The following is a 22894-nucleotide window of genomic DNA, read 5'->3' as shown; positions in this document are numbered from 1 at the left end:
CGTCATCAGGGAGGTTCGATGAACAGCACGGCAGACAGCGAGGGGATCCTGCGTGGCGTCCTCGACCGGTGGAAAGCAGCCGTTGACGCACATGAGCCCCAGCGCGTCGCTTCCCTCTTCACCGAGGACGCGATTTTCCAAGGACTGCACCCCTACAGTGTCGGACGGCAGGGCGTCGCCGACTACTACGCGTCCCAACCCCGCGGGATGACGGCCGCTTATCGGATCCTCGAAACGAGACAGCTCGCCGACGACCTCGTGCTGGGGTACCTCAGCGTCGACTTCTCCTTCACCGACCGGCCCACACTCAGCGTCCGTCTCAGCACGCTGTTGAAGCGCGCGACCGACGGCTGGTACATCAGCCACTACCAGGTTTCCCGTCTCGACTGAATTCGGTAGCAGTGCTTCGTCAGGCGCTGGATCTGCTTCTTCCGAGGGAGCGGCCGCAGGTGGGGCAGGTGCCGGTCCACTCTGTGTCGCGCGCCCGGCGCGGCGCGCCCGCACGTCATCATCCACACGCTGCGGCCGACGCTAGGGTGTGCGGTATCGGGGCTGACGTGATGAGAAGAGCCGCTCATGGAGTTCCTGGTCGACATGGTGACCACCGTTCCGGAGGGCACGTCGAAGGAGGCCGTGGAGGAGATCCGGACCCGGGAAGCGGTACGGTCGGCGGAATTGGTTGCGCAGGGAAGCCTGGTGCGACTGTGGCGTCCGCCGCATGCCACGGGTGAATGGCGCACCTGGGGTCTCTTCAGCGCGGACGACGCGGAGCAGTTGGAGCGGGTGCTCGCGTCGATGCCCCTGCGGGTGTGGCGGCACGACACGGTGACGCCGCTGTCCCCGCACCCGAATGACCCGGGCCATTAGAGGCCAGCTCGTGTGGCGAGCCGGCAGTAGCAGATGAGGGTGCGGGCGGCCGAGTGGCCGGCGCTGACGGGTCAGCTGCCGACGGCCTTGGCCCAGTTCTTCCGCACGGTGCGCAGGGCCTTGGCGAGCTGGGCCTCGTTCGGGAACTGTGGTGTGCCCTCGACTGTCGGCAGCCGGGCGGCCAGGGCCTTGTTGAGTGTGCCGTTCTTCGCCATGGCGGCCAACAGTACCGGGCGGGCGTAGTCCACGAGGCGGAGGTTCTGGCCTTCCGGACTGAAGAGGTACTCCTCCCACAGTCGTGCCGCGGCCGGGTGGGGGGCGTCCTTGTTGATCGCCTGCGCGTAGTACTGCGAGAAGCTGCCGTCGAAGGGAATGGAGACCTTCCAGTGCACGCCCGTCCCGTGGAGCTGGTCGATGTGTTCCAGGTTGAGGTAGTCCCACTCGATGCTGATCGGTGTCTTGCCCTTGGCGATCGCGGCCGGGTTGGGGTCGGCCCGGTTGTAGTTGCCGACCTTGTCGAGCCGGGCGAAGAAGTCGATGCCCGGCTGGATGTTGTCGAACGACCCTCCGTTGGCGAGCGCCGCCGCGTACACGGCGGCGAAGGCCGATCCCGCGCTCGTGGGTTCGCCGTGCATCGCGACCATGCCCTTGTACGCCGGCTGGAGCAGATCTGCGAAGGCGTCGGGGCAGGTCCGGACGCGGGCGTCGTCGCAGCCGATGGAGATGTAGCCGCCGTAGTTGTTGTACCAGCGGGCCTTGGAGTCCTTCTGCTCCGGTGGGATCTGGTCGAACTGCGCGACCCGGTAGGGGGCCAGCAGGTTCTGCCGCGCCGCGGACTGGGCGAAGGAATCCCCGATGTCGAGCACGTCGGGGGCGCGTTTCTGGCCACGGTAGCGCTTCGCCGCATCGATCTCCTGGCGGCTGTGGCCATACGGATTGTCGACGACGACCTTGATGCCGTACTTCTTCTCGAAGCCGTCGATCAGCCCGCCGTAGCTGGCCCACTGGCGCGGCAGCGCGATCGTGTTGAGCCTGCCCTCCTTCTTCGCCGCCTTGATCAGCGCAGCCGTCCCGCCCACCTCCGCGGCGGACCCGGCCCGGGAGGGCGCGACCGGCCGAGTGGTTCTCCCTTCCTCGCACCCACCGAGACCGAGCGTCGCAAGGCCGAGACAGCACAGGAGAGCGCCTGCGCGGACCCGATGATGTGTAGTCACGGCGCCTCCAACAGGGCCAGGTGGGGGAGCGGTCAGCCGGGCGGGTGGCGGACGCGGACCAGGGCAAGCCATGACACGGTGCGGTCGCATGGCCCGTACAGCGGCCCCGTCGCCAAGGACGGCGCCCGCCAGGAGGTGGGGCGGAACGCCGACGGCCTCGCAGGCTCACCGAGCGGACGTCCTCGGCACTCCCGCAGGGCCGCCGACGCCTGCCACGTGGGCGGTCCTGGCGCCACCCCGTCGCGACGGGTCACCGCCCAAGCTTCTCTCAAAATGGTCCAAACCAGCGTACTCCGCGCCATTGCGCGCCTCTGGCAGGACGGTGATCGGGCCAGGTCATAGCGGCGAGTAGGCACCACGCGCGTAGGGAGGCACCACGCTCGGCCCCGGGCGCGGGGCACCGGGCCGCGGCCTCACCACTCCCCGCCCTGCTCCCAATGGTTCAGGAGATGCTCCCGCAGCTCCTCTTCCGAGGTCACGGCGTCGGGGCCGACCGGCTGAGCGGCCCAGATCGTCTTGCCCCTGGGGGAGTAGCGGGTGCCCCAGTGTTCGGCGAACTGCGCGACGAGGAAGAGGCCGCGGCCGTCCTCGTCGGTGGCCTTCGCCTGGCGGATGTGCGGGGAGGTGCTGCTGCCGTCGGAGACCTCCGAGATCAGGGTGCTGCGGGTGTGCAGGAGCCGCACGTGGATGGGCTCGACGCCATAGCGAATGGCGTTGGTGATCAGTTCGCTGAGGATGAGCTCGGTGCCGTAGGCGATGTGCTGCAGACCCCAGTCCGTCAACTGGCGGACGCAGGCGTTGCGGACCGGGCCCACCGCTGCCGGGTCGCGGGGCACGTCCCACTCGGCGACATGGGCCGGGTCCAGCCGCCGGAGCCGGGCCACCAGCAGCGCGACGTCGTCGGTGGACCTGGCGGGCAGCAGCGTTTGCAAGACGGTGGCGCAGGTGTCCTCCGGCGTACGGTCCGGTCCGGTGAGGGCCGCATGCAGTGCTTCCAGTCCCGCGTCCACGTCGCGGCTGCGGTTCTCGACCAGCCCGTCTGTGTAGAGCACCAGCCGGGAGCCCTCCGGCAGCGACAGCTCAGCGGTTTCGAAGGGCAGGCCGGTGCCCAGACCCAGCGGCGGGGAGACCGGCGGGTGCAGGAACTCCACGCTCCCGTCCGGGTAGGCCACGGCCGGCGGCAGATGGCCGGCCGTGGCCGCGGTGACCTGCCCGGAGACGGAGTCATAAACGACGTACAGACAGGTGGCGCCCGTGATGGTCGGTCCCTCATCGGTGTCCTCGGCCTGGACGTCGAGGTGGGTCACCAGCTCGTCCAGGTGGCCCAGCAGCTCGTCGGGGGAGAGGTCCAGGGCCGAGAAGTTGTGCACGGCGATGCGCAGCCGGCCCATGGTGGCCGCCGCGTGCAGACCGTGTCCGACCACGTCGCCGACGACCAGCGCCACCCGGGCGCCGGGCAGCGGGATGACGTCGAACCAGTCCCCGCCCACTCCCGCCTGGGCGGGGAGATAGCGGTGCGCCACCTCCAGGGCGTCCTGGTCGGGCAGGCTGCGGGGCATCAGGCTGCGCTGGAGCGTCATCGCCATCGTGCGCTCGCGGGTGTAGCGCCGGGCGTTGTCGATCCCCACCGCGGCCCGCCCCGCCAGTTCCTCGGCGAAGGACAGGTCCTCGTCGTCGAACGGAGGGGAGCTCCCCGACCGCCAGAAGTCAACCAGTCCCAGCACCACCCCCCGGGCGCGCAGCGGTACGACCGCCAAGGAGTGCACCCCGTGGTCCAGGATGCGTCGGGCGCGTTCCGGGTCCTGGGACCGCCAGGCGGGAGAGCCGGCCAGCTCTGGCTCCACCACGGAGCGGACCTGGTCCATACTCGCCGCCATCGGGGTGCCCGGGGCGAAGCGGATCAGCTCGCCGACGGGGTAGAGCGGATGGTCCGGCGCCAGGCCGGCGATGGCGGTCCGGCGCAGCTCGGTACCCGACACGGCAGGCTCCTCGCCCTTCAGGACCGGGTCCAGCAGCTCGACGGTGACGATGTCGGCGAACCGGGGGACCGCCACCTGCGCCAGTTCCTCGGCAGTGCGCACGACATTCAGCGTGGAGCCGATCCGTACCCCAGCGTCGTAGAGGAGTCTCAACCGCTCCCGCGCCACCTCGGCGCGCCCCGACAGCCACCTCAGTTCGGTGGTGTCGCGCAGGGTCACCACGCTTCCCTGGTGGGATCCGTAGGGGGTGGTGGACCGCTTGTTGACGGCGAGCAGTCTGTCCTGGGCCAGGTGCACCTCGTCGGTGGCGCTCCGGTCCGACGCCAGCAGTTCGGCGGTGCGGTGGTCCAGCCCCAGGTCGCCGACATGGCGTCCCTCCGCGTCCGCCGGCAGGTCCAGCAGCCGCCGTGCCTCGTCATTGGCCAGCAGCAGCCGCCCGTCGCGGCCGACGATGAGGACGCCCTCCCGTACCGCGTGCAGGACCGCATCGTGATGCTCGTACATCCGGGTCATCTCGGCCGGTCCCAGACCGTGGGTCTGCCGGCGCAGCCGACGGCTCACCAGCCCCGCACCGCCTCCGGCGAGTGCCAGGGCCCCGACTGCGATGCCCAGGAAGATGGGCAGCTGCCGGTTGACCGATTTCTGCACCTTCTCCACCGTGACCGGTGCGGCGACGATGGCGACGACCTTGCCCGAGGAGTCCTTGACGGGGGCCGCAGAGATCACGGAGAGGCCCAGGGCGCCCTGGAAGGTCCTGGTGAAGGGCTTGCCCCGGGCGGCGTCGGCATACGGGCCGATGACGTGCTTGCCGATCTGCCCCGGGTCGCTGTGAGTGAGGGTGATCCCGTCGAGCTTGTAGACGATGATGGCGTCGACGCCCGAGGCCTTCCGGGCCGCCTCGGCGAGCGGCTGGAGCTTCGCGGTCGGATTGTCGCTGTTCAGCGCCTGCTGGAGCCCCCAGGAGTGCGCGAAGGACTCAGCGGCGGCGATCGTCCGGTGCCGGGCGTCGGCCATGGTGTCCCGCCGGGTCTGGACGACGAGGGCCACCACTGCTGCCGCGACGAGCAGCACCACGAGCACCAGCTGGAGGAGGAAGACCTCCCGGGCGACGCTGCGCGTGGTCAACGAGCTCCGTATGCGCTGGGGATCTCCGGCCCCCGCAGGGCGTTCGTCCTGTCGGTCGCCGGTGTCGTTTCCGGCAGGGGTAACGCCCGGAGAGACGGAACGGCCGGGCGCGCGGCTCAGCCAACGCCGGAAACGACCCGAATTTCCGCTCATGGTTCATATTTACCCTGGTTTGCCGGGGTGCTGGCAAGGCGTGCTACGGCAGCTGCCGCGCGGGCCGACGAGGGGCCGCCGGGTTGCGTCAGTACCGGCCCTCGCCGCGCGACGGCGTACGGGGGCCGGGGGCCGGGCCGAGATCACCAGGGTCGAGGCGGGCCGGCCGAAGCGGTCGGCGGCCTGCTCGTGGGAGACGCTCGCGACCGGCAGGCCCAGGCGCCGGCCGATGACCACGGCGATGTCGCGAACGGGTATGCCCTCCTCGCCCGTCCCGTGCCACCGGCTGCCCGGGGGCCCCGACTCCCGCCAGCCGGAACAGGGGCGCGGCGTCCAGCCGGTGTACTGCCGGCCAGCGGTTGGAGCCGTCGCCCGGATAGGCCGAAACGCCCTTCTCGTGTGCGAGGTTGATCAGACTCGGAACGAAGGCGTGATCGCCCTCGCCGTGCACCGACGGGGGCAGCCGCACTGCCGACACGCGGATGCCTCGCTCGGCGAACGTCAGGGCCACTTCCGAAACGCGGGGCAGGTCAGGGGTGGGCACGGCCGCGTCCTCCTCCGTCACCAGACGCCCCGGCGCGACGACGCTCCCGGACGGGGTACACACCAGGTCGGTGCCGTCGTTGTACCCGCCGGTACGTCGATCGGCTGATGCAGTGATGGCTGGTTTGCTGCATGCTGAGCCATCGACCACCGAGCAATTGGTTGAGCACTGAAACACCCACGGGTGACCAGGCGGGCAGGGGCAGGGCACCGGCTCCCACCGCTGGTGACAGCCCCCTCACACCGCTGGAGGATGGAGCCGCCATGCGACTTCGCGATGTCGCACGGGCCGAGCCGCGTGTTCCAGGACCGTCTCCAGCCCTGCCAACCTCGCCCACCAGGGCGCCCCGCCCTGTGACCGCCGATGGGCGTCGACGATTCCCGGCGTTCATTCCGGCGCGGCCGTTCTGGTGGGAGAACCGCCGGGGCATGGCCTTCGACGTCCTGGTCGCGCTCGGCTGTGCCCTGTTCCCCACCGTCCTCGTAGACGTCCAGGAGAGCTATCCGCTCGGGCTTCCCGCACCGGTCTACTTCGCGCTGGCGGCCTTGACCGGGCTGGCGATGGTGGTGCGGCGGCGCTGGCCGGTGGGGCTGTGCGTCGCCGTGATCCTGGCCATACCCGCCGAGATCTGCTTCCCGGCGCTTCCCGTCTGCCTGTACTCCCTGGCGAAATACGGCCGCAGTCGACGCGCCCTGGCTGTGCTGTCCACCGTTGCCACCGCCGCCACTGCCGGCTACGTACTCCTCACCGACAAGCGCGAGTTCAGCGTCGAAGAACTGGTGTCCGGCATACCGCTCATGGGCTTCCTCATGGTCGTGCCCGTCCTGTCCGGCATGTACGCGGGGGCGCGGCGGATGGTGGTGGAGAACCTGCGTGAGAAGGCCGAACGCCTGGAACGTGAACAGCACTTGCTGGCCTCGCAGACCCGGATGGAAGAGCGGGCACGGATCGCGCGGGAGATGCATGACGTGGTCGCCCATCGGGTCAGCCTGATGGTCATCCACTCCGGCGCCCTGGAAGTCGGCACGGCGCATGGCGAGCACACCACCCAGGCCCGGCTCATCGGCGAGATCGGCCGACAGGCTCTGGACGAGCTGCGCCAGGTACTCGGCGTACTGCGGGTCGACGAAGGCGAGGAGCCCGCACCACGCGCGCCGCAGCCGACCCTGAACGACCTGTCCAGGCTGGTCGACCAGTCGCGCGCGGCCGGCATGCGGATCGAACTGGCCACGTCCGGCCCCTGCCGGCCGCTGGACACGACGGCCGAGCGCACCGCGTACCGGCTGGTCCAGGAAGCGCTGACCAACGTACACAAGCACGCGGGGACCGCCGCCACCCGCATCCAGCTGCGGTATGTGCCCGATGAGCTGCACATCACCGTGGACAATGAGATGCCCACCGCGCCGTCGACCGCACGTCTGCCCAGTGGCGGCCACGGCCTGGTAGGGCTCCGCGAACGCGTCACCGTCCTGGGCGGAACGTTCGAGGCCGGCCCCACACCCGACGGCGGATTCCGGGTCTCGGCCGTGATACCCACGAGGGAAGAAGCACCATGAGCATTCGCGTCCTGCTGGCCGACGACGAGGACCTGGTCCGGTCCGGCTTGAGCATGATCCTGCAGGCCGACCCCGGGATCAGCATGGTGGCCGAGGCGAGCAACGGGGTGGAGGCCGTGCACCTGACCCGCATGCACCGGCCCGACGTGGTGCTCATGGACATCCGTATGCCGGTCATGGACGGACTGGCCGCGACCGTGGAGATCAACCAGCTGCCCCACCCGCCCAAGGTGGCGGTGCTCACCACCTTCGATCTCGACGAGTACGTGCACGCGGCCCTGGAGGCGGGAGCGATGGGCTTCCTGCTCAAGAACACCCCGCCCCGCGATCTCGCCCGCGCGGTCCGGACCGTCCACGACGGGGATGCCATGCTGGCCCCTTCGGTGACCCGGCGGCTGATCTCCAACTTCTCCGCCCGCGGCACGTCGAGGGCCACCGCCGCGCGCCGCCGCACATCCGCCCTGACGGAACGCGAAGGCGAGGTGCTGCGCCTGGTCGGCGAGGGCATGTCCAACGCCGAGATAGGCGCCTGCCTGCACATGAGCGAGTCCACCGTGAAGACCCATATGAGTCGGCTTCTCGCGAAACTTGAGTGCACCAACCGCGTCCAGGCCGCGATTCTTGCCCACGATGCCGGCCTCCTTGAGGCGTAGCGTCAGGCGTCCCGCTTGTCCAGCAGATACACGGCTCCCGCCATCGCGACCGCAGCCCAGGCGCACAGCACCCCGAAACCGGCCCACGGGCCGAGGCCGCCCAGCATCGGGCCGGGCTGCATGATCGCCCAACCGGCGCTGCCGGGCGCGAGGCTGCCGGGCAGGAGATGCGCAAGATCGCTGAGCGCCGGGGCGGACGCGAGCCCCGGCACAACGAAGATGAGCGTGAACATCACGACGATGCCGCCGACGGTGTTCCGGAGTATGGCGCCGACGGCCAGCGAGAGCACGGACAGCACACTCAGGTAGAGCCCGCCCCCGAGAACCGCCCGGACGACTGCCGGATCCGTGACCGAGCCGGAAACAGCGGGCGCGGACGCGTACTCGATGCCGAAGGAGACGATGCTCAGCAGCATCCCGGTGATCAGCACCAGCGCGGCCATGACCAGGGTCTTGGCCGCGAGCCACGGCCCGCGCCGCGGTACGGCCGTCAACGAGGTGCGGATCATCCCGGTGCTGTATTCGCTGCCGATGGTTGTCACCGCCAGGACCATGACGGCGAGTTGGCCGACGCCGAAGCCCATGTGACTGTTGATCACCAGTCGGCCGATGGGCTGGGGACCCTCCTTGTCGATCGCCGTTGCCACGATGACGGCGATACCGACAGCCACCGCAGCGGTGGCGAGCAGGCAGCACACGGTGGCACGGACGGTGCGGAACTTGGCCCACTCGGACCGGAGCAGGTGGGCGAACACGGGCTCGGTGGGAACGTCGGAACGGCGCTCGGCCGCGGGGATGGTCACGGACATGGGGATACCTCCTGGGTCGGGATGGGGCTGCGGCTCGGAACTCAGACCTACGGCAGCGACTCGGTGCGGTACTCCACGCTGTCCTCGGTGAGCTGCATGAACGCCGTCTCCAGCGAAACGCGTTGCTGCGACAGCTCGTGCAGGGCGGCCCCGCACTCCGCCGCGGCCTCCGAGACCTGGACCTGGTCCAGGCCGGTGACCAGAAGCGCGCCTTCGTCATCCGCGGTGACCTGCCCGCCGGCTGCCCGGAGCCGTCCGGCCAGCTGGATGGCCTGCGGGGAGCGCACCTTGACCATGTTGCGTGAACTGCCCGCGATGAATTCGCGCACGCCGGTGTCGGCGATCAGCTTCCCCCGGCCGATCACGACAAGATGGTCGGCCGTCACCTCCATCTCGCTCATCAGATGGCTGGACACGAACACGGTGCGGCCCTCGGCCGCGAGCCCTCTCATCAGGTTGCGGATCCAGCGGACGCCTTCGGGGTCGAGACCGTTGACCGGCTCGTCAAAGAGCAGCACCTGTGGATCACCGAGAAGAGCTGCAGCGATCCCGAGCCGCTGTCCCATCCCCAGCGAGAAGCCGCCCACCCGCTTGTGCGCCACCTTCGCGAGGCCGGCGATCTCCAGGACCTCCGCCACCCGCCGGCGGCCGATCCCATTGCTGTACGCAAGACCCAGCAGATGCCCGTACGCACTGCGCCCGGGATGGACGGCCTTGGCCTCGAGCACGGCACCGACCTCGTGCATAGGGTGACGCAACTGGTGGAAGGGCGTGCCATTGACCAGCGCACTGCCTGACCCCGGGCGGTCCAGGCCCAGAAACATCCGCATCGTCGTGGACTTGCCCGCCCCGTTCGGGCCCAGGAAACCGGTCACCCGGCCGGCCCGGACCGCGAAGGACAGGTCGTCCACCGCCGGCTTCGCCCCAAATCGTTTGGTCAGCCCCCTGGCCTCCAACACCCCTACGCTCACGAGCACGCTCCGTTCCCGCACAACTGCCATGGTCTTCCCGGTCCTGAGCACCGTACGGACGCAGCCCGGCCCAGCGGGACGCCAGAAAGTCGGAACTCCAGCACCTCCATCGTCCCGATGCGTGACCCGCCCACTGCGACCATCGACCGACAACCGGGTACATCGATCGGACCGGCGAGGGCGAGGTGGCGCGCGCAGGCTTCACGCTGCCGTTCGTCAGTCTGCGCACACGGACAGGCTCGGCCACCGCACCTCCAGCAATCGGAGCGGGCCTCACCGCACATCCAACCGCCACGACCACCAAATTCCGGCGAACCTATGCGGTCACAGCACTAGCAGGACTCCGGTGGAACGGCACCCGCCGACGGTCCGGGAGCGTCGGCGCGCAGCAGGCAGGCATCCATGATCCAGCCATGACGCTCCCGGGACGCGGCACGCAACTCCAGCACCCGGTCGGCAACTTCGGCCGGCGGGCCGGAGACCGGCGGCCAGCGTCACATGCGCCGGATCCCCCGAGCCGATCCCGATCACGAGGATCCGTCGACGGTCCTCTCCGGTCATGAGGACACCGCCCCGGACGGCCTCGACGCACACACGGCCGGACCAGGGCGGCCGGGCGCGGGGCCGCCGTCAGGGCTGTCCGCGCCGGGCTCCGTCTCTCCGTCGGTCTCACCCGGGTACATGACCTGGACGTCGCGCAGCAGACTGTCCACCACGTCGTCCAGGTCGAGGCGCTTCTCCACCGAACGCAGGTCGGTCAGTCCGGCCCGGAGGGAGACCCGGGACGGTGCGAGGAGCTTGCAGCAGTCCTCGTCCGGCAGCACGGAGATCTCCGCGGTGCCGATGGACCGGGCCTCGTCGATGATCTCCTGTTTCTCCCAGCCGACCAGCGGCCGCAGCACCGGCAGGGCGGCGGCCTCGTCGACGGCGGCCATGTTCGCCAGGGTCTGGCTGGCCACCTGTCCCAGGCTGTCACCCGTCACCAGGGCCTCCGCTCGGGTCCGGCCCGCCAGCGCGGAGGCGGCACGGACCATCAGCCGTCGTTGCGCGACGACCTGGAGCCTGCCGGCCCCCGCGATGGCCAGTTGCTTCTGGGCGTGGCCGAGCGCGATGACATGCAGCCGCCCACCGGGCTGGTAGCGGTTGAGTTCCCGGGCGAGGGCGTAAGCCTTGTACACGGAAGCGGCGTTCGTGTACGGAGCGCCGGTGAAGTGGACGAAGTCGCAACTCAGTCCGCGACGCATCGCCCGGTAGGCCGCCACCGGCGAGTCGTACCCGCCGGAGAGCAGCACCAGGGCACGTCCGCCGGAACCGACGGGGAGTCCGCCAGGCCCCTGGTGACGGATCCAGGAGAGATAGCTCTCCTTGCGGTCGATCTCGACCGAGACCCGCACGTCCGGGCTGGTGAGGTTCACCGGCACGGGCCCCAGGGCCTCCTGGACGCGTGCCCCGAGAAAGCGCTCGAACTGCGACGAGGTCATCTCGAAGGTCTTGTCCCGGCGCTTGACCCGCACGGCGAAAGTGATTCCGGGTCGCTCGGCACGGGCGCCGGCCAGCGCTTCCACGGCTGCCTCGGTGAGGTCCGTAACGGTGCTCGGGACGCGCAGGGCGGGCTCCACCGAGTTGAACCCGATCACCCGTCGGGCGCGCTCCACGAGGACATCCAGAGGGACCTCGCCGCCGAGCACGGTCACGCTCTGGCCGGACTTGATCCACGTGGAGCCGCCGACGTCCCGCAGCGCGCGGCGGAGGTTGTCGTGCAGCCGCTCGGTGAACAGGTGCCGATTGCGGCCCTTGAGGAAGATCTCACCATGCTTGAGCAGGACACAGGGCCCGCTCGGGCGGGGCGTACTGGGGGAAGGGACGGAGGGAACGCTCGCTTCGCCGGGCACGAAACTCTCCTTCGCGAGTCGTCGTGAGGACCGGTGCCGGGCCGCGAACGGGATGCGGGCCCGCCCCGCGCACCACGGGCACGGTGGGGTGAAACGCACCACTCGCTCGGCGGTCCCGCTACCGGGTCGCCATGGAGGCGTGCGTGGTGATCGCACCGCGCACGAGCAGTGGCAGGTCTTCGGACTCGTGGGCACATCCCGGAGGACGGGACGCCTACTGGCCGTCGCTTCCCAGGTCACACGCGGACCCAGTGCTTCATGACGGCGGTCGTTCCCACTCACCGCTGCGAGGCAGTCCCGGACTTCCACCGGGTTCCCTCTTGCGACACCCCGTCTGGCGGGCGGGGTGAACCAGCTGCGGGTCCAGGGTAGACAAGGTGGCGCGCGGCCCGTGAACGAGGCGCAGCTCGACCGGCCCCAACCGTCGACCGGCGCGAGCCGTGCCGCCCCCTTGTCCGAGGAACAGCGAGGGGGCGGGGTCGCGCCGCGGGCCTCGCAGCCCGGGGACGAAACTCCGCATCCGCCTCCCGCGATCCCGCGCCGCCCGTCAGTACACCCGGGTGAGGATCTCCAGCACCTCCGCCTCGCTCGGCAGCAGCGGAGCGTTCTTGGTCACCGCGTCCGCGACCGCTCCCGCGGCGATGGCCGGCAGCATTGCGCGGTCGGCGCCCAGTTCGCGCAGGGGCCGCTTGAGGTCCAGTGTTCCGGAGATCTCGCGCACGGCCTGCACCGTGGCCCGTGCCCAGTCGCCGTCCGCGGGCGGGGTGCGGCGCATGGCCCGTCCCACCTGCTCGAACGCGTCCCGGGCCGCCGGAGCGCTGAACACCATGACCTCCTCCAGTACGGCGGCCAGGGCTACTCCGTGCGGGGTTCCGGTGTGAGCGGTGAGCGCGTGGCCGATTCCGTGGACGAGGCCGAGTCCGGAGAGGGTGAGGGCCTGGCCGGCGAGGTGGGCACCCAGCATCAGTGCGGCGCGGGCGTCGAGGTCCGAGCCGTCCCGGTACGCAGTGGGCAGCGCGCCGCTCACCATCGTCACGGCCTGCGTGGCGTAGGCGACGGAGACCGGGTTCGCGCCGCGTGAGGCCAGCGACTCGATGCCGTGGACGAGTGCGTCGATGCCGGTGGCGGCGGTGGCCGGGGCGGGCAGACCGAGCGTCAACTCAGGGTCCAGCAGGGCGATTCGGGGCTTCACGGAAGGGTGACCGAGGTACACCTTGCGGCAGGCTTCGGCGTCCTCGATCACCCCGAAGCCGTTGGTCTCCGCCCCCGTGCCGGACGTGGTGGGGATCGCGATGAGCGGGAGTCCGTCGGCCGCTTCCCATAGACGGCCGGCGTCGGCGGCTACCGCGTCCGGATTGCCGACGAGCAGGGAGATGCCCTTCGCCGCGTCGAGAACGGAGCCGCCGCCGAGTGCGACCACCGCGGCCGGGCCGAAGGCGCGAGCCCGCCTGGCGCCCGCGTCGACGTCGCCGGTGGAGGGGTTGGGCGCCACCTCGTCGTGAACGGCGTACTCGATCCCGCCGGAGTCGAGGATCTTCAGGACGCGTTCGACGACGCCCGCTGCGCGCAGACCCCGGTCGGTGACGACGAAGGCGCGGTGCCGGCCCGTGGTCGTGATCAGCTCGGGGAGCCGGCCGATGTGTCCGGGCCCGAACTCGATGCGGCAGATGGGGTCGATGCTCAGCGGCGCGAGGCTGTCGCGCTGAGGAGAGGCCATGGGTGCGGCTCCTGAGGTGGGTGAGTGTGAGCGTGGGAGCGTGTCCGGCGGTGCCTTCCGGCGGCTCAGAGCACCAGTGCCGCGTCGTCCAGCGCGGCGGCCGGATTCGGCAGACGGAACTCCCGGCCGGCGAGGGACTCGTAGAGGCGGACGGGGCTCATCTCGCCCGCGAGGTCGCCGTGCTCGGCCTTGGCGCGGCGGTAGATCTGCTCGACCAGGGCCGACAGCTCGGTGGACACACCCAGGTCCCGGCCGAGGTCGATGGCGAGCCCCAGGTCCTTGCAGGCGAGTGCCATCGCGAACGAGTCGTCGTAGTCACCGTCGGCGAGCACGCACATGATGTCGCTCTCCAGGAAGTTCGAGGCGGCCGGGCTGGCGAGCAGCGAGCTGCGCAGCACCCCCAGGTCGACGCCCGCCTTCACGCCCATGGCGAGCACCTCGGAGGTGGCGACCAGATGGCTGAACCACAACAGGTTGATCATGAGCTTGACGCTGTATCCGGCGCCGATCGGGCCGACGTGCAGGATCCGGTCGGGGTCACCCATGGCTTCGAGGACCGGCAGCGCGATCCGGAAGTCGTCGTCCGCGCCACCGGCGAAGATCTGCAGCATGCCGGCCTCGGCGCCCCGGGCCATCCCGCTGACCGGCGCGTCGAGTCGGCGCACGCCCCGGGCATCGAGGACCTCGGCGGCTACTCGTTCGGCGGCCGCGGGCGTCGACGTCGACATGTCGATCCACAGCGCGCCCGGCGCCAGCGCCTGCGCCGCACCGCCGCGCAGCAGCACCTCCTCGACGATCCGCGGGTTGGGCAGCATGGTGAGCAGCAGCTCCGCGCCCTCGGCGCAGGCGGCGGGGGAGTCGGCCCAGGTGGCGCCGAGCGCGAGATGTTCGGCGGCCGCCTCGGGCCGGGTGTCGTGCACGGTGACCAGGTGTCCCGCGTGAATCAGATGGCGGGCCATGTGGCGACCCATATTGCCCAGGCCGATGAAACCGATCCTCATCGTTGTCCTCGCTGCGGTGAGAAGAGAAGAAGGGAGAAGAGAGAAGGAGGGAGAGGGGAGAAGGGGGGCGGCGAAAGGGGAAAGAGGGGGTGGGAGGGAGAGGGGCCCGTGTTCAGTCCCCGAGGTTGATCCAGGTGGTTTTGAGTGCGGTGTACGCGTCCAGCGCGTGCAGGGACTTGTCGCGGCCCGCGCCGGTGGCCTTGAAGCCGCCGAAGGGAGTGATGACGTCGCTGGCATCGAAGGTGTTGATCCAGACGGTGCCGGCCCGAAGGCGCCTGGCCGTGCGGTGGGCGACGGCGATGTCCCGCGTCCAGACCGAGGCGACGAGTCCGAAGTCCGTCTGGTTGGCGAGGCGTACGCCCTCGTCGACGTCTCCGTCGTAGGTCACCACGGCGAGGACCGGGCCGAAGATCTCCTCCTGGCCGACGGCGGAGGTGTTCGCCACCCCGTTCAGCACGGTCGGTTCGATGTAGCTGCCGCCGGACTCGGTGAGGGTGCGTCCGCCGCCGAGGAGGACGGTCGCGCCGTCCTCCCTGCCGCGTGCGATATAGCCGAGGATCTTGGCCAGCTGGTCCTCGTCGACGATCGGGCCCATGACGGTGGCCGGGTCGAGCGGGTCGCCGACCCGGAAGGTTGCGGCGGTGATCCGGCGAACGGCCTCCAGGAGCCGTTCCTTCACGGAGGCGTGTACGACGACCCGGGAACCCGCGTTGCAGGTCTGGCCCGCGTTGTAGAAGATCCCCCAGGCCACGGCGGAGGCGGCGGCCTCGATGTCGGCGTCCGCCAGGACGAGCTGCGGGGACTTGCCGCCGGCCTCGACGGCGACCTGCTTGCCGTTGGACTCGCCCGCGTACACCTGGAAGAGCCGCGCCACCTCCGCCGAGCCGGTGAAGGCGATCTTGTCGACCTCGGGGTGACGGCCGAGCGCCTGCCCCGCCACCTCGCCCCGCCCGGGGATCACGTTGAACACGCCGTCGGGCAGTCCGGCCTCGCTGCCGAGCGCGGCCAGGCGCAGGGCGGCCAGCGAGGTCTGTTCGGCGGGCTTCAGAACGACGCTGTTGCCGGTGGCGAGCGCCGGGCCCAGCTTCCAACTGGCGATCAGCAGCGCGTAGTTCCACGGAACGACCGCGCCGACCACGCCCAGCGGTTCCCGGGTGATCAGCGCGAGCGCGTCACCGGGAGTCGGCGCCACCTCGTCGTATGTCTTGTCGATGGCCTCCGCGTACCAGGCGATGGTCTCGGCCGCCTGGTTCACGTCGATCCGCACCGACTCGGTGATGGGCTTGCCCATCTCCAAGGTGTCGAGAAGGGCCAGTTCCTCGGCGTTCGCGCGGATGAGTTCGGCCCAGCGCAGCAGGACGCGCTTGCGCTCCCTGGGGGCGAGGTCGCGCCAGCGTCCGTCCTCGAAGGCCGCGCGGGCGGAACGCACCGCCCGGTCGACGTCCTCGGCGGACGCGGCCTGCACCTCGGCGAGCAGCGCGCCGTCGCGCGGCGAGACGCTCGGGAAGGTGTCGTCGGACGTGGCGTCGGTGAAGGCGCCGTCGATGAACGGCCGCGTCTCGAACCTGAGCTTGTCCGCGGCGGCCCGCCACTCGTCGTACGACCGGTGCAGCAATTCCTCGATGGTGCAGGTCACGTGAGCCTCCAGTGGTCGATCGCTTCCTCGTCGAGCTCGATGCCGAGACCGGGCTTGTCCGGCACTTCGAGATCGCCCTCGGCGTTCACCCGCACCGGCTCGGCGAGCATGAAATCGCGGCGCTCGGGGGTCCAGCCGGGCGGGTCGTAGGGGAACTCGAAGAAGGGGCCGCCGCCGACGCCCGCCGAGACCTGCAGATTGGCCAGGACGCCGATGCCGTTGGTCCAGCTGTGCGGGGTGAACTGACGGTGCTTCAGTTGGGCGAGTTCGGCCAGGGTGCGGGCGCGGTACATGCCGATCGCGAGCACCACGTCCATCTGGTAGATGTCGAGGGCGTCCTCTTCGAGGTAGCGCAGCAGCTCGGTGGGGGAGTGGTGCATCTCGCCGGCGGCGATGCGCACCCCCGGATTCTCGGCCCGCAGCCGCTTGAAGCCTTCGAGGTCGGCGTAGGGCAGCGGCTCCTCGACCCAGAACACATCGAGTTCGGCGAGGCGCGCGATGACCTTGTGGGTCTTGGCGAGGTCGGAGGCGGGGGCGGTGTCCCCCGCCATCCGCCAGGACTGGTTGAGGTCGACCATGATCTCGAAGCCGGTGCCCAGCTCCTCCCGGACGGCCCGGACCGCCGCGACGCCCTCGTCGACGCGGTTCCGGTCGATCCGGATCTTCATGGCCCGGAAGCCGGCCTCGCGTACCTTCAGCGCCGTCGCCACGCGCTCCTCGGGGGACTTGAGCTCCCCGCACGACGCATACGCCGGCAGCCGCTTCGCCGCATTGCCGAACAGCTCCGCGACCGGGCGGCCGTGCACCTTGCCGATGATGTCCCACAGCGCCGCCTCCAGCGGCCAGTAGGGGGCGCCGTGGAAGTTGGCCGTCTCGATCGCCCGGACGTGCCGGGTGATGTCGAGCGGGTCCTCGCCGACGAACAGGTGCTTGTACGTGTCGAAACCGTCCATGAGGTCGCCGGAACCGATGCCGGTGATCCCCTCGTCGGTGTGCACCCGGACGAGGGTGGCGTCGAAGTGCCGGCGTGGTTCGGGATCCCAGGCGGCGCGGAAGGGCGGGTCCAGCTCCAGACGCAGCCGGTCCAGGGTGATGTCAGTGATCTTCATCGGGCGAGCACCTCGGGAGTGGGCGTGTAGAAGGGGTTCTCCGGGCCCTTCACCGCCGCGGCCAGCACATCTGCGACGGACGGCGCGCCGGTCACCGCGGCCCGCACCGCGCCGTATCCCGCGGCGCGCTGGTTGCGGAACGAGACGTCGAGGTCGTCGACCGCCGGGTTGACCCACACCGCGGCGACGATCAGCAGGTCGTCGGCCGTCTCGGCGGGGATCAGGCCCTCCTCGACGGCGTCCATGACCCCGCGCGCCAGTCCCGCCTGGGCGGAACCCCAGGTCGCGCGCTGGTGCAGCTCGCCCCCGGCGACGGCCTTGTTCACGAACAGCGTCTGCGGCTTGACCGGGACCGACGGCCGCACGACGGTCATGAACGGGACGTGTCCGGCGCTCGGGGTGGCCAGCGCCGTCGCCCAGGCCGTTTCGACCGGGCCGCCCTTGCGGCCGATCACGACGTTCGTGTGCGCGGCGTTGGCACCGTCACCGACGAAGGATTCGCCGATCAGTGCGGTCGCGGCAAAGGGGGAGGGCATCGGAACTCCTGGACCTCGGGAAGGGGCGTCATCGAGTGACCGGCGGGAAACTCGAATGAACGGCAATGAACGGCAATGCGTGGTGAGGAAAAGCGAGAGCGGCGAGAAAATCGCCTGAAAGGGCTGTTACTCGGGTGAACGAGATGAACCTCGCTTCCTACGCAGTTCATCCGGCCCGATGCGGCGAATCTAGGTCCGCCACCACCCCCTCGCAAGGCCGCAGGGCGAATCGAAATGCCGGTTGCTCTCATGACAACTCCGGCCTTGACCTGGGGCTTCCGCGTACGGACCGGTGCCTAGGATGGCGCGCGTGACGGACACCCCCTCGCCGGCCCCCGCGACCCCACGCGGACACGGCCTGCGCCGCGACATCGACCTGCTGGAAACCCTCGCCTCCGACGAGGCACAGAACGCAGGCGGCCTCGGCGTCGTACGCCTCGCCCAACTGGTGGGACGCGAGAAGACCCAGGTCTCCCGCGCGCTCAAAGCCCTCGCCGCCGAGGGCATCGTCGAACGCGACCCGGACACCCTGGAGTACCGACTCGGCTGGCGACTCTTCTCGCTGGTGGCCCGGACCTCGGAAAGCCGCCTGGTGCGCATGGCCGAGCCGCTCATGCACGCGCTGTCGGCGGACCTGGAGGAGACCAGCCACCTGTGCGTACTCAGCGACCGCGAAGTGCTCACCCTGCTGTCGGTCTCCGGGCACTCCTTCCGGGTACACGGGTGGGAGGGCCGCGGGGTACCTGCCTGGCAGACCTCGGCCGGCCGGGTACTGCTCGCCGACGCCACCCCCGACGAGCTGTACGTCCGCTTCGGCACGAGCGGAGAGATGCCCGTCCCCGACCTGTGGGCCCTGATCCAGGAGGCCAAGAGGCAGGGTTATGCGCGAGTGAGCGAGGAGTTCGAGGCCGGCCTGGTCGGCGTCTCGGCGCCGGTACGGGACTTCCGGGGCCGGGTGGTCGCGGCCCTCAACATCTCCGCGCCCGGGCCCCGGCTCGGCGACCGCCTCGACGAAGCCGGCCGCACGACGGCCAGGGCGGCGGCCCGGGTCTCCGCCCTCCTCGGCTGGGAACCACGCCGCACGGCGACCCCCAGGGCGCGGCTGACCTGAGCTCTCCTCCCCCCACGGTCCTCCGCTCCGCGTGGGCGCGGGCTCGCCGTCGGCTTGCTCCCCCATGGGCCGTACTCCCGCGGGCGACCTGGGAGTTGCCCTGACAGCAACCCCCATTGCGATCCGGGAAGCGGCCTTGTCGCCCGTGTGACCCGCTCGTAAATTCGCCGCGAACCGGACGAGCCCGGTTTCGGAACGGAGAAAAGAGCAGCTCATGAACCTCGTCGGCATCGACACCCTCGCCAAAGCACCGCTCGCCGCAGGCGATGTGTTCGTCGGCGGCTGCTGGCGCGCCGCATCGGACGATCGGACCTTCCCCCTGTACGACCCGGCGACCGGTGACCTGGTCCGCGAGGTGTCCGCGGCGAGTGCGGACGACGCTCTCGCCGCGGTCGAGGCGGCCACGGCGGCCGCGGCCGGCTGGCGTGCCACACCGGCCCGGCGCCGTTCCGAAATCCTGTATGAGACGTTCCGGCTGATGCGCGAGCACACCGACACGCTCGCCCGGCTGATCGTGCTGGAGAACGGCAAGGCATACCGGGACGCGGCGGCCGAGGTCGGCTACGCGGCCGAGTTCTTCCGCTGGTTCGCCGAGGAGGCCGTACGGATCGGCTCCTCGTTCGGCGACGCGCCCGGCGGCGGCTACCGCCACGTCGTGCGCAAGCATCCCGTCGGCGTCACCGCCTTCGTCACGCCCTGGAACTTCCCCGCCGCGATGGCCACCCGCAAGATCGCCCCGGCGCTCGCGGCGGGCTGCCCCGTGCTCCTCAAGCCCGCCCCGGACACCCCGCTCACCGCCCTCGCGGTGGCCGCGCTGCTCACCGAGGCCGGCCTGCCCGACGGCCTGCTCAACGTCCTGCCGACCGACCGCGCCCCCGAGGTCGTGACCGCCTGGCTCGACGACGAGCGCGTCCGCAAGTTCTCCTTCACCGGCTCCACCGCCACCGGCAAGCTCCTCCTGGAACAGGCCGCGCAGCACATCGTCAACGTCACCATGGAGCTCGGCGGCAACGCGCCCTTCATCGTCTGCGAGGACGCCGACATCGACGCCGCCGTGCGCGGTGCGATGGACGCCAAGATGCGCGGTGGCGGCGAGGTCTGCATCGCCGCCAACCGCTTCTACGTCCATGCCTCCGTCGCGGCCGAGTTCACCGAGAAGTTCGGCGCGGCCATGACCGAGGCGCGCACCGGACCCGGCCTGGAGGACGGCGTCACCCTAGGCCCCATGATCAATGAGGCGGCCGTCGAGAAGATCCGTTCCCTCGTCGACGACGCGCTCGCGCGTGGCGCGCAGGTCGCCGCGCGCGGCACGATCCCCGACGGGCCCGGCCACTTCCACCCGGCGACGGTCCTGACCGACGTACCCGATGACGCCCGCATCCTCCATGAGGAGGTCTTCGGGCCCGTCGCGCCGCTGACCACCTTCACCGACGAGGACGAGATGCTGGCCCGCGCCAACGCGACGGTGCACGGCCTCGCCTCGTACGTCTACTCCCGCGACGTGGCCCGGGCACTGCGCATCGCCGAGCATCTGGAGGCCGGCATGGTCGGCCTCAACCGGGGCCTGCTCTCCGACCCCGCGGCGCCGTTCGGCGGCGTCAAGCAGTCGGGCCTGGGCAGAGAAGGCGGCCGCGAGGGCATCGAGGCATTCCTGGAGACCCAGTACGTCGCCCTCGACTGGCCCACCGGCTGACCCCTTCCCCGCCCGTTTCCTCTCCCTCTTCTCCTTGAGCTCTTCCCCGCTGTGCTCCGCCGCGGGCCGCGGCGCGCCCCGGCCTGTCCCGACACCGAAAGACAAGGACCGCACATGGCAACGACGCCTGCGACCGAGCACCACCAGCCCGGCGCCCCACCGGCCCCCGGCGGCGCCACCCAGCGCCAACGACGCCTCGTGCAGACCAAGTTGAAGCTCGCCACGCAGATCGGCCAGGGCATCGACGGCTACATCATCGGCGGCATCGGCATGGCGATGGCCGCGCTCACCGCCGACCTCCACCTCTCCCCACTGATGCAGGGACTGGTCGGCGCCGCTCCGCTGATCGGCATCTTCGTCGGCGGCCCGCTGTTCGGACGGCTCGCCGACCACTTCGGGCGACGGCCGGTATTCCTCGTCGACATGCTGATCTTCCTGATCGGGTCGGTGCTCCAGTTCTTCGTCACCGACGGTCTCCAGCTCTTCCTCATCCGGCTGCTGATGGGTGTGGCGATCGGCGGCGAGTACGCGATCGGCGCGCCACTGCTGTCCGAGTACGCCCCGCGGCAGGGCCGCGGCCGGCTGCTGGCCAGTCTGGAGATCAGCTGGTACGTGGGCTATGCGCTGGCGACGGTGGTCGGTGCCCTGTTCGCGGACGTCGCGGGCGGCTGGCGCTGGTCGCTGGCCAGCAGCGCGGTCATCGCCGCGGTGTGCGTGGCGCTGCGCGGCGGTATCCCGGAGTCGGCGCGCTGGCTGCTGAGCAAGGGGCGCCGGGAGGAGGCCGAGGCGCTGATCACCAAGTACGGCATCGAGATCGACATCACGGCCGAGCTCGACGAGCGCGCCCAGGGCCAAGGCCAACGGGACGGCTTCCGCGCCCTGTTCAGCCGCCGTCACCTGCGCAGCACCGTCTTCGCGAGCGTCTTCTGGGCCGCCCTCGTGCTGCCGTACTTCGCCATCGGCACGTTCTGGACCCAGGTCTTCGAGGCGCTTCACATGGGCGACAACGCGGTCGCGGCGCTGCTGGTCTACTCCTTCACCGCCGTGGCGGGGGTGACGGCGGGATGCCTGGTCGTGGACCGCATCGGCCGGCGCAAGCTGCTGATTCCGCCGTTCTGGATCACCGCGGTCTGCCTGGCCCTGGTCGCCGTGTGGCCGTCCTCCACCCCCGTCATCGTCGTCGGCTTCCTCTTCTTCATCTTCCTCAACGCCGCCTCCAGCGCGCTGACCGCGGTCTATCCGCTGGAGGTGTTCCCCACCTCCCTGCGCACCACGGGCGTCGGCTTCGCCACCGCCATGAGCCGGGTCGGCGCCGCCGTCGGCACCTTCCTGCTGCCGATGGGCCTGGACCGTTTCGGTGCGGAGTTCGTGCTCCTGGTCGGCGCGGGTGTGCTCGCACTCGGCGGCCTGGTATCGCAGTTCCTGGCCCCGGAGACCACGGACATGGACCTGGCCCGCGCGGCCCGCGCAGCCCGCGAGGGCGCGGTGTGAGCTTTCCGCTGCTCACCACGGTCGGCGCATGACCGTGGTGAGCACGTCGGCACCAAGGCTCAGCAGCAGCTCGGCGTGCAGCCGGTGGTGGACAGTCCGCCCCTCCCGCTGCGAGGCCCCCCCCGACCCTCGATATTCGCGTCACCATAGGGGCGGCGCTCATTTCCTGCGGCTTGACTCAAGGTATTCGAAGGACCGCTCGTCCATGGCCTGCTCCCGTGCGTCCCACGAGTAGACCCGGCGGATGTCATAACCCTTGTCGGCCGGCTCCCGCACGATGACGTCACGTCCCGACAATTCCACCGACAGCGGGCGCTCGGCCTGGTCGAGGATCAGGCTGACCTGGCCATCCTTGACGGTAAAGCCCCACAGGAACAGAAAGTAACGCCCCGATGTGATGCCGAGCAGCAATTCGTCCTTACCGTCGCCGTTCATGTCCCGGTACTGCGGCTTCTGGACGGGGCACGGTTTCTGCCCGGCGGTCTTGCAGTCCTTGATCTTCTTGTCGGTGCCCTCTTCGTCGAGTGGGCTGGTCATCGTGGTGAGCCGGGCCTTGGCGAGGGCGAGCGCCGAGACCTGGTGGATGTCGCCGGACGGCACGCGCGGCACCCCGCGCACGGGTGACGGCACACCGTCCGAGATCTTCGCATTGGGCTCGGCGAGCGGTGGCGGGGGCTTGCTGGGGGCCCACAACTGCCTGGGGGCCGAAAGGGGCGGCGTCGTTCCCGCGCTCTTGGGCTCACCGCCGCCGGCGCAACCGGTCAGCAGCAGCAAGACAGGCGCCATGGCGAAGGCGAGCACCGGCAGCGCCGCCCTGGCGCGCCCCGCGGAGGCCGG

General features: G+C 70.5%; 18 protein-coding genes and 1 riboswitch. Of the genes, 7 read left to right on the top strand and 11 right to left on the bottom strand.

The window, feature by feature from the left end; genetic code table 11:
- Positions 1-18: 18 nt before the first annotated feature.
- Complete coding sequence (locus tag ACWGI6_RS05225; protein ID WP_453266215.1) at positions 19-390, top strand: SgcJ/EcaC family oxidoreductase; 372 nt, start codon at positions 19-21, stop codon at positions 388-390.
- A gap of 186 nt (positions 391-576) precedes the next feature.
- A complete protein-coding gene (locus tag ACWGI6_RS05220) occupies positions 577-867 on the top strand; it encodes a muconolactone Delta-isomerase family protein (protein ID WP_453266214.1) in 291 nt (96 codons plus the stop codon).
- A gap of 71 nt (positions 868-938) precedes the next feature.
- Here ACWGI6_RS05220 and ACWGI6_RS05215 read toward each other — a convergent pair whose 3' ends face one another.
- Together ACWGI6_RS05215 and ACWGI6_RS05210 are read right to left on the bottom strand one after the other, a co-directional pair.
- Positions 939-2117, bottom strand: coding sequence for an ABC transporter substrate-binding protein (locus tag ACWGI6_RS05215; protein WP_453266314.1), 1179 nt, complete (start codon positions 2115-2117; stop codon positions 939-941).
- 377 nt (positions 2118-2494) lie between these two features.
- The gene (locus ACWGI6_RS05210) at positions 2495-5185 is read right to left on the bottom strand and encodes a SpoIIE family protein phosphatase (protein ID WP_453266213.1); all 2691 of its coding nucleotides are present in this window, start codon (positions 5183-5185) and stop codon (positions 2495-2497) included.
- Positions 5186-6013: 828 nt separating this feature from the next.
- Here ACWGI6_RS05210 and ACWGI6_RS05205 point away from each other — a divergent pair.
- Together ACWGI6_RS05205 and ACWGI6_RS05200 are read left to right on the top strand one after the other, a co-directional pair.
- Positions 6014-7438, top strand: coding sequence for a histidine kinase (locus ACWGI6_RS05205; protein ID WP_453266212.1), 1425 nt, complete (start codon positions 6014-6016; stop codon positions 7436-7438).
- On the top strand, positions 7435-8091 hold the full coding sequence (locus ACWGI6_RS05200) for a response regulator transcription factor (protein ID WP_393904606.1): 657 nt from the start codon (positions 7435-7437) through the stop codon (positions 8089-8091). The genes ACWGI6_RS05205 and ACWGI6_RS05200 overlap by 4 nt, the downstream gene beginning before the upstream one ends.
- 2 nt (positions 8092-8093) lie before the next feature.
- Here the strand turns inward: ACWGI6_RS05200 and ACWGI6_RS05195 are convergent, their stop codons facing one another.
- The 8 genes from ACWGI6_RS05195 to fae all read right to left on the bottom strand — a co-directional run bounded on the left by ACWGI6_RS05195 (position 8094) and on the right by fae (position 17762).
- Positions 8094-8900 (bottom strand): ABC transporter permease, encoded by an 807-nt coding sequence (locus ACWGI6_RS05195; protein ID WP_453266211.1) that lies wholly within the window; start codon positions 8898-8900, stop codon positions 8094-8096.
- Positions 8901-8947: 47 nt separating this feature from the next.
- Positions 8948-9859, bottom strand: coding sequence for an ABC transporter ATP-binding protein (locus ACWGI6_RS05190; protein ID WP_453266313.1), 912 nt, complete (start codon positions 9857-9859; stop codon positions 8948-8950).
- Between the two features lie 569 nt (positions 9860-10428).
- Entirely contained in the window at positions 10429-11763 is a 1335-nt protein-coding gene (gene thiI / locus ACWGI6_RS05185; protein WP_453266210.1) for a tRNA uracil 4-sulfurtransferase ThiI, read from the bottom strand.
- Positions 11764-11916: 153 nt separating this feature from the next.
- A riboswitch (cobalamin riboswitch) is annotated at positions 11917-12135 on the bottom strand.
- Positions 12136-12310: 175 nt separating this feature from the next.
- On the bottom strand, positions 12311-13480 hold the full coding sequence (locus tag ACWGI6_RS05180) for an iron-containing alcohol dehydrogenase family protein (protein WP_453266209.1): 1170 nt from the start codon (positions 13478-13480) through the stop codon (positions 12311-12313).
- A 65-nt stretch (positions 13481-13545) separates the two neighbouring features.
- Positions 13546-14481, bottom strand: a complete 936-nt coding sequence (locus ACWGI6_RS05175; protein WP_453266208.1) for an NAD(P)-dependent oxidoreductase — start codon at positions 14479-14481, stop codon at positions 13546-13548.
- Between the two features lie 112 nt (positions 14482-14593).
- Entirely contained in the window at positions 14594-16117 is a 1524-nt protein-coding gene (locus tag ACWGI6_RS05170) for an aldehyde dehydrogenase (RefSeq protein ID WP_453266207.1), read from the bottom strand.
- A complete protein-coding gene (locus ACWGI6_RS05165) occupies positions 16114-17226 on the bottom strand; it encodes a mandelate racemase/muconate lactonizing enzyme family protein (protein ID WP_453266206.1) in 1113 nt (370 codons plus the stop codon). The genes ACWGI6_RS05170 and ACWGI6_RS05165 overlap by 4 nt, the downstream gene beginning before the upstream one ends.
- Positions 17223-17762: a formaldehyde-activating enzyme gene (fae, locus tag ACWGI6_RS05160; protein ID WP_453266205.1), complete on the bottom strand. Its 540-nt coding sequence runs from the start codon at positions 17760-17762 to the stop codon at positions 17223-17225. The genes ACWGI6_RS05165 and fae overlap by 4 nt, the downstream gene beginning before the upstream one ends.
- A gap of 310 nt (positions 17763-18072) precedes the next feature.
- Here fae and ACWGI6_RS05155 point away from each other — a divergent pair, with 310 nt between their 5' ends.
- The 3 genes from ACWGI6_RS05155 to ACWGI6_RS05145 all read left to right on the top strand — a co-directional run bounded on the left by ACWGI6_RS05155 (position 18073) and on the right by ACWGI6_RS05145 (position 22057).
- A complete protein-coding gene (locus ACWGI6_RS05155) occupies positions 18073-18873 on the top strand; it encodes an IclR family transcriptional regulator (protein ID WP_453266204.1) in 801 nt (266 codons plus the stop codon).
- Positions 18874-19087: 214 nt separating this feature from the next.
- Entirely contained in the window at positions 19088-20566 is a 1479-nt protein-coding gene (locus tag ACWGI6_RS05150) for an NAD-dependent succinate-semialdehyde dehydrogenase (protein ID WP_453266203.1), read from the top strand.
- A 114-nt stretch (positions 20567-20680) separates the two neighbouring features.
- Positions 20681-22057 (top strand): MFS transporter, encoded by a 1377-nt coding sequence (locus tag ACWGI6_RS05145; RefSeq protein WP_453266202.1) that lies wholly within the window; start codon positions 20681-20683, stop codon positions 22055-22057.
- Between the two features lie 159 nt (positions 22058-22216).
- Here the strand turns inward: ACWGI6_RS05145 and ACWGI6_RS05140 are convergent, their stop codons facing one another.
- Positions 22217-22858: a hypothetical protein gene (locus ACWGI6_RS05140; RefSeq protein ID WP_453266201.1), complete on the bottom strand. Its 642-nt coding sequence runs from the start codon at positions 22856-22858 to the stop codon at positions 22217-22219.
- Positions 22859-22894 lie beyond the last annotated feature (36 nt).

The organism is Streptomyces sp. NPDC054786, from assembly GCF_053611685.1.
This window is presented reverse-complemented; position numbering and strand designations above follow the sequence as displayed.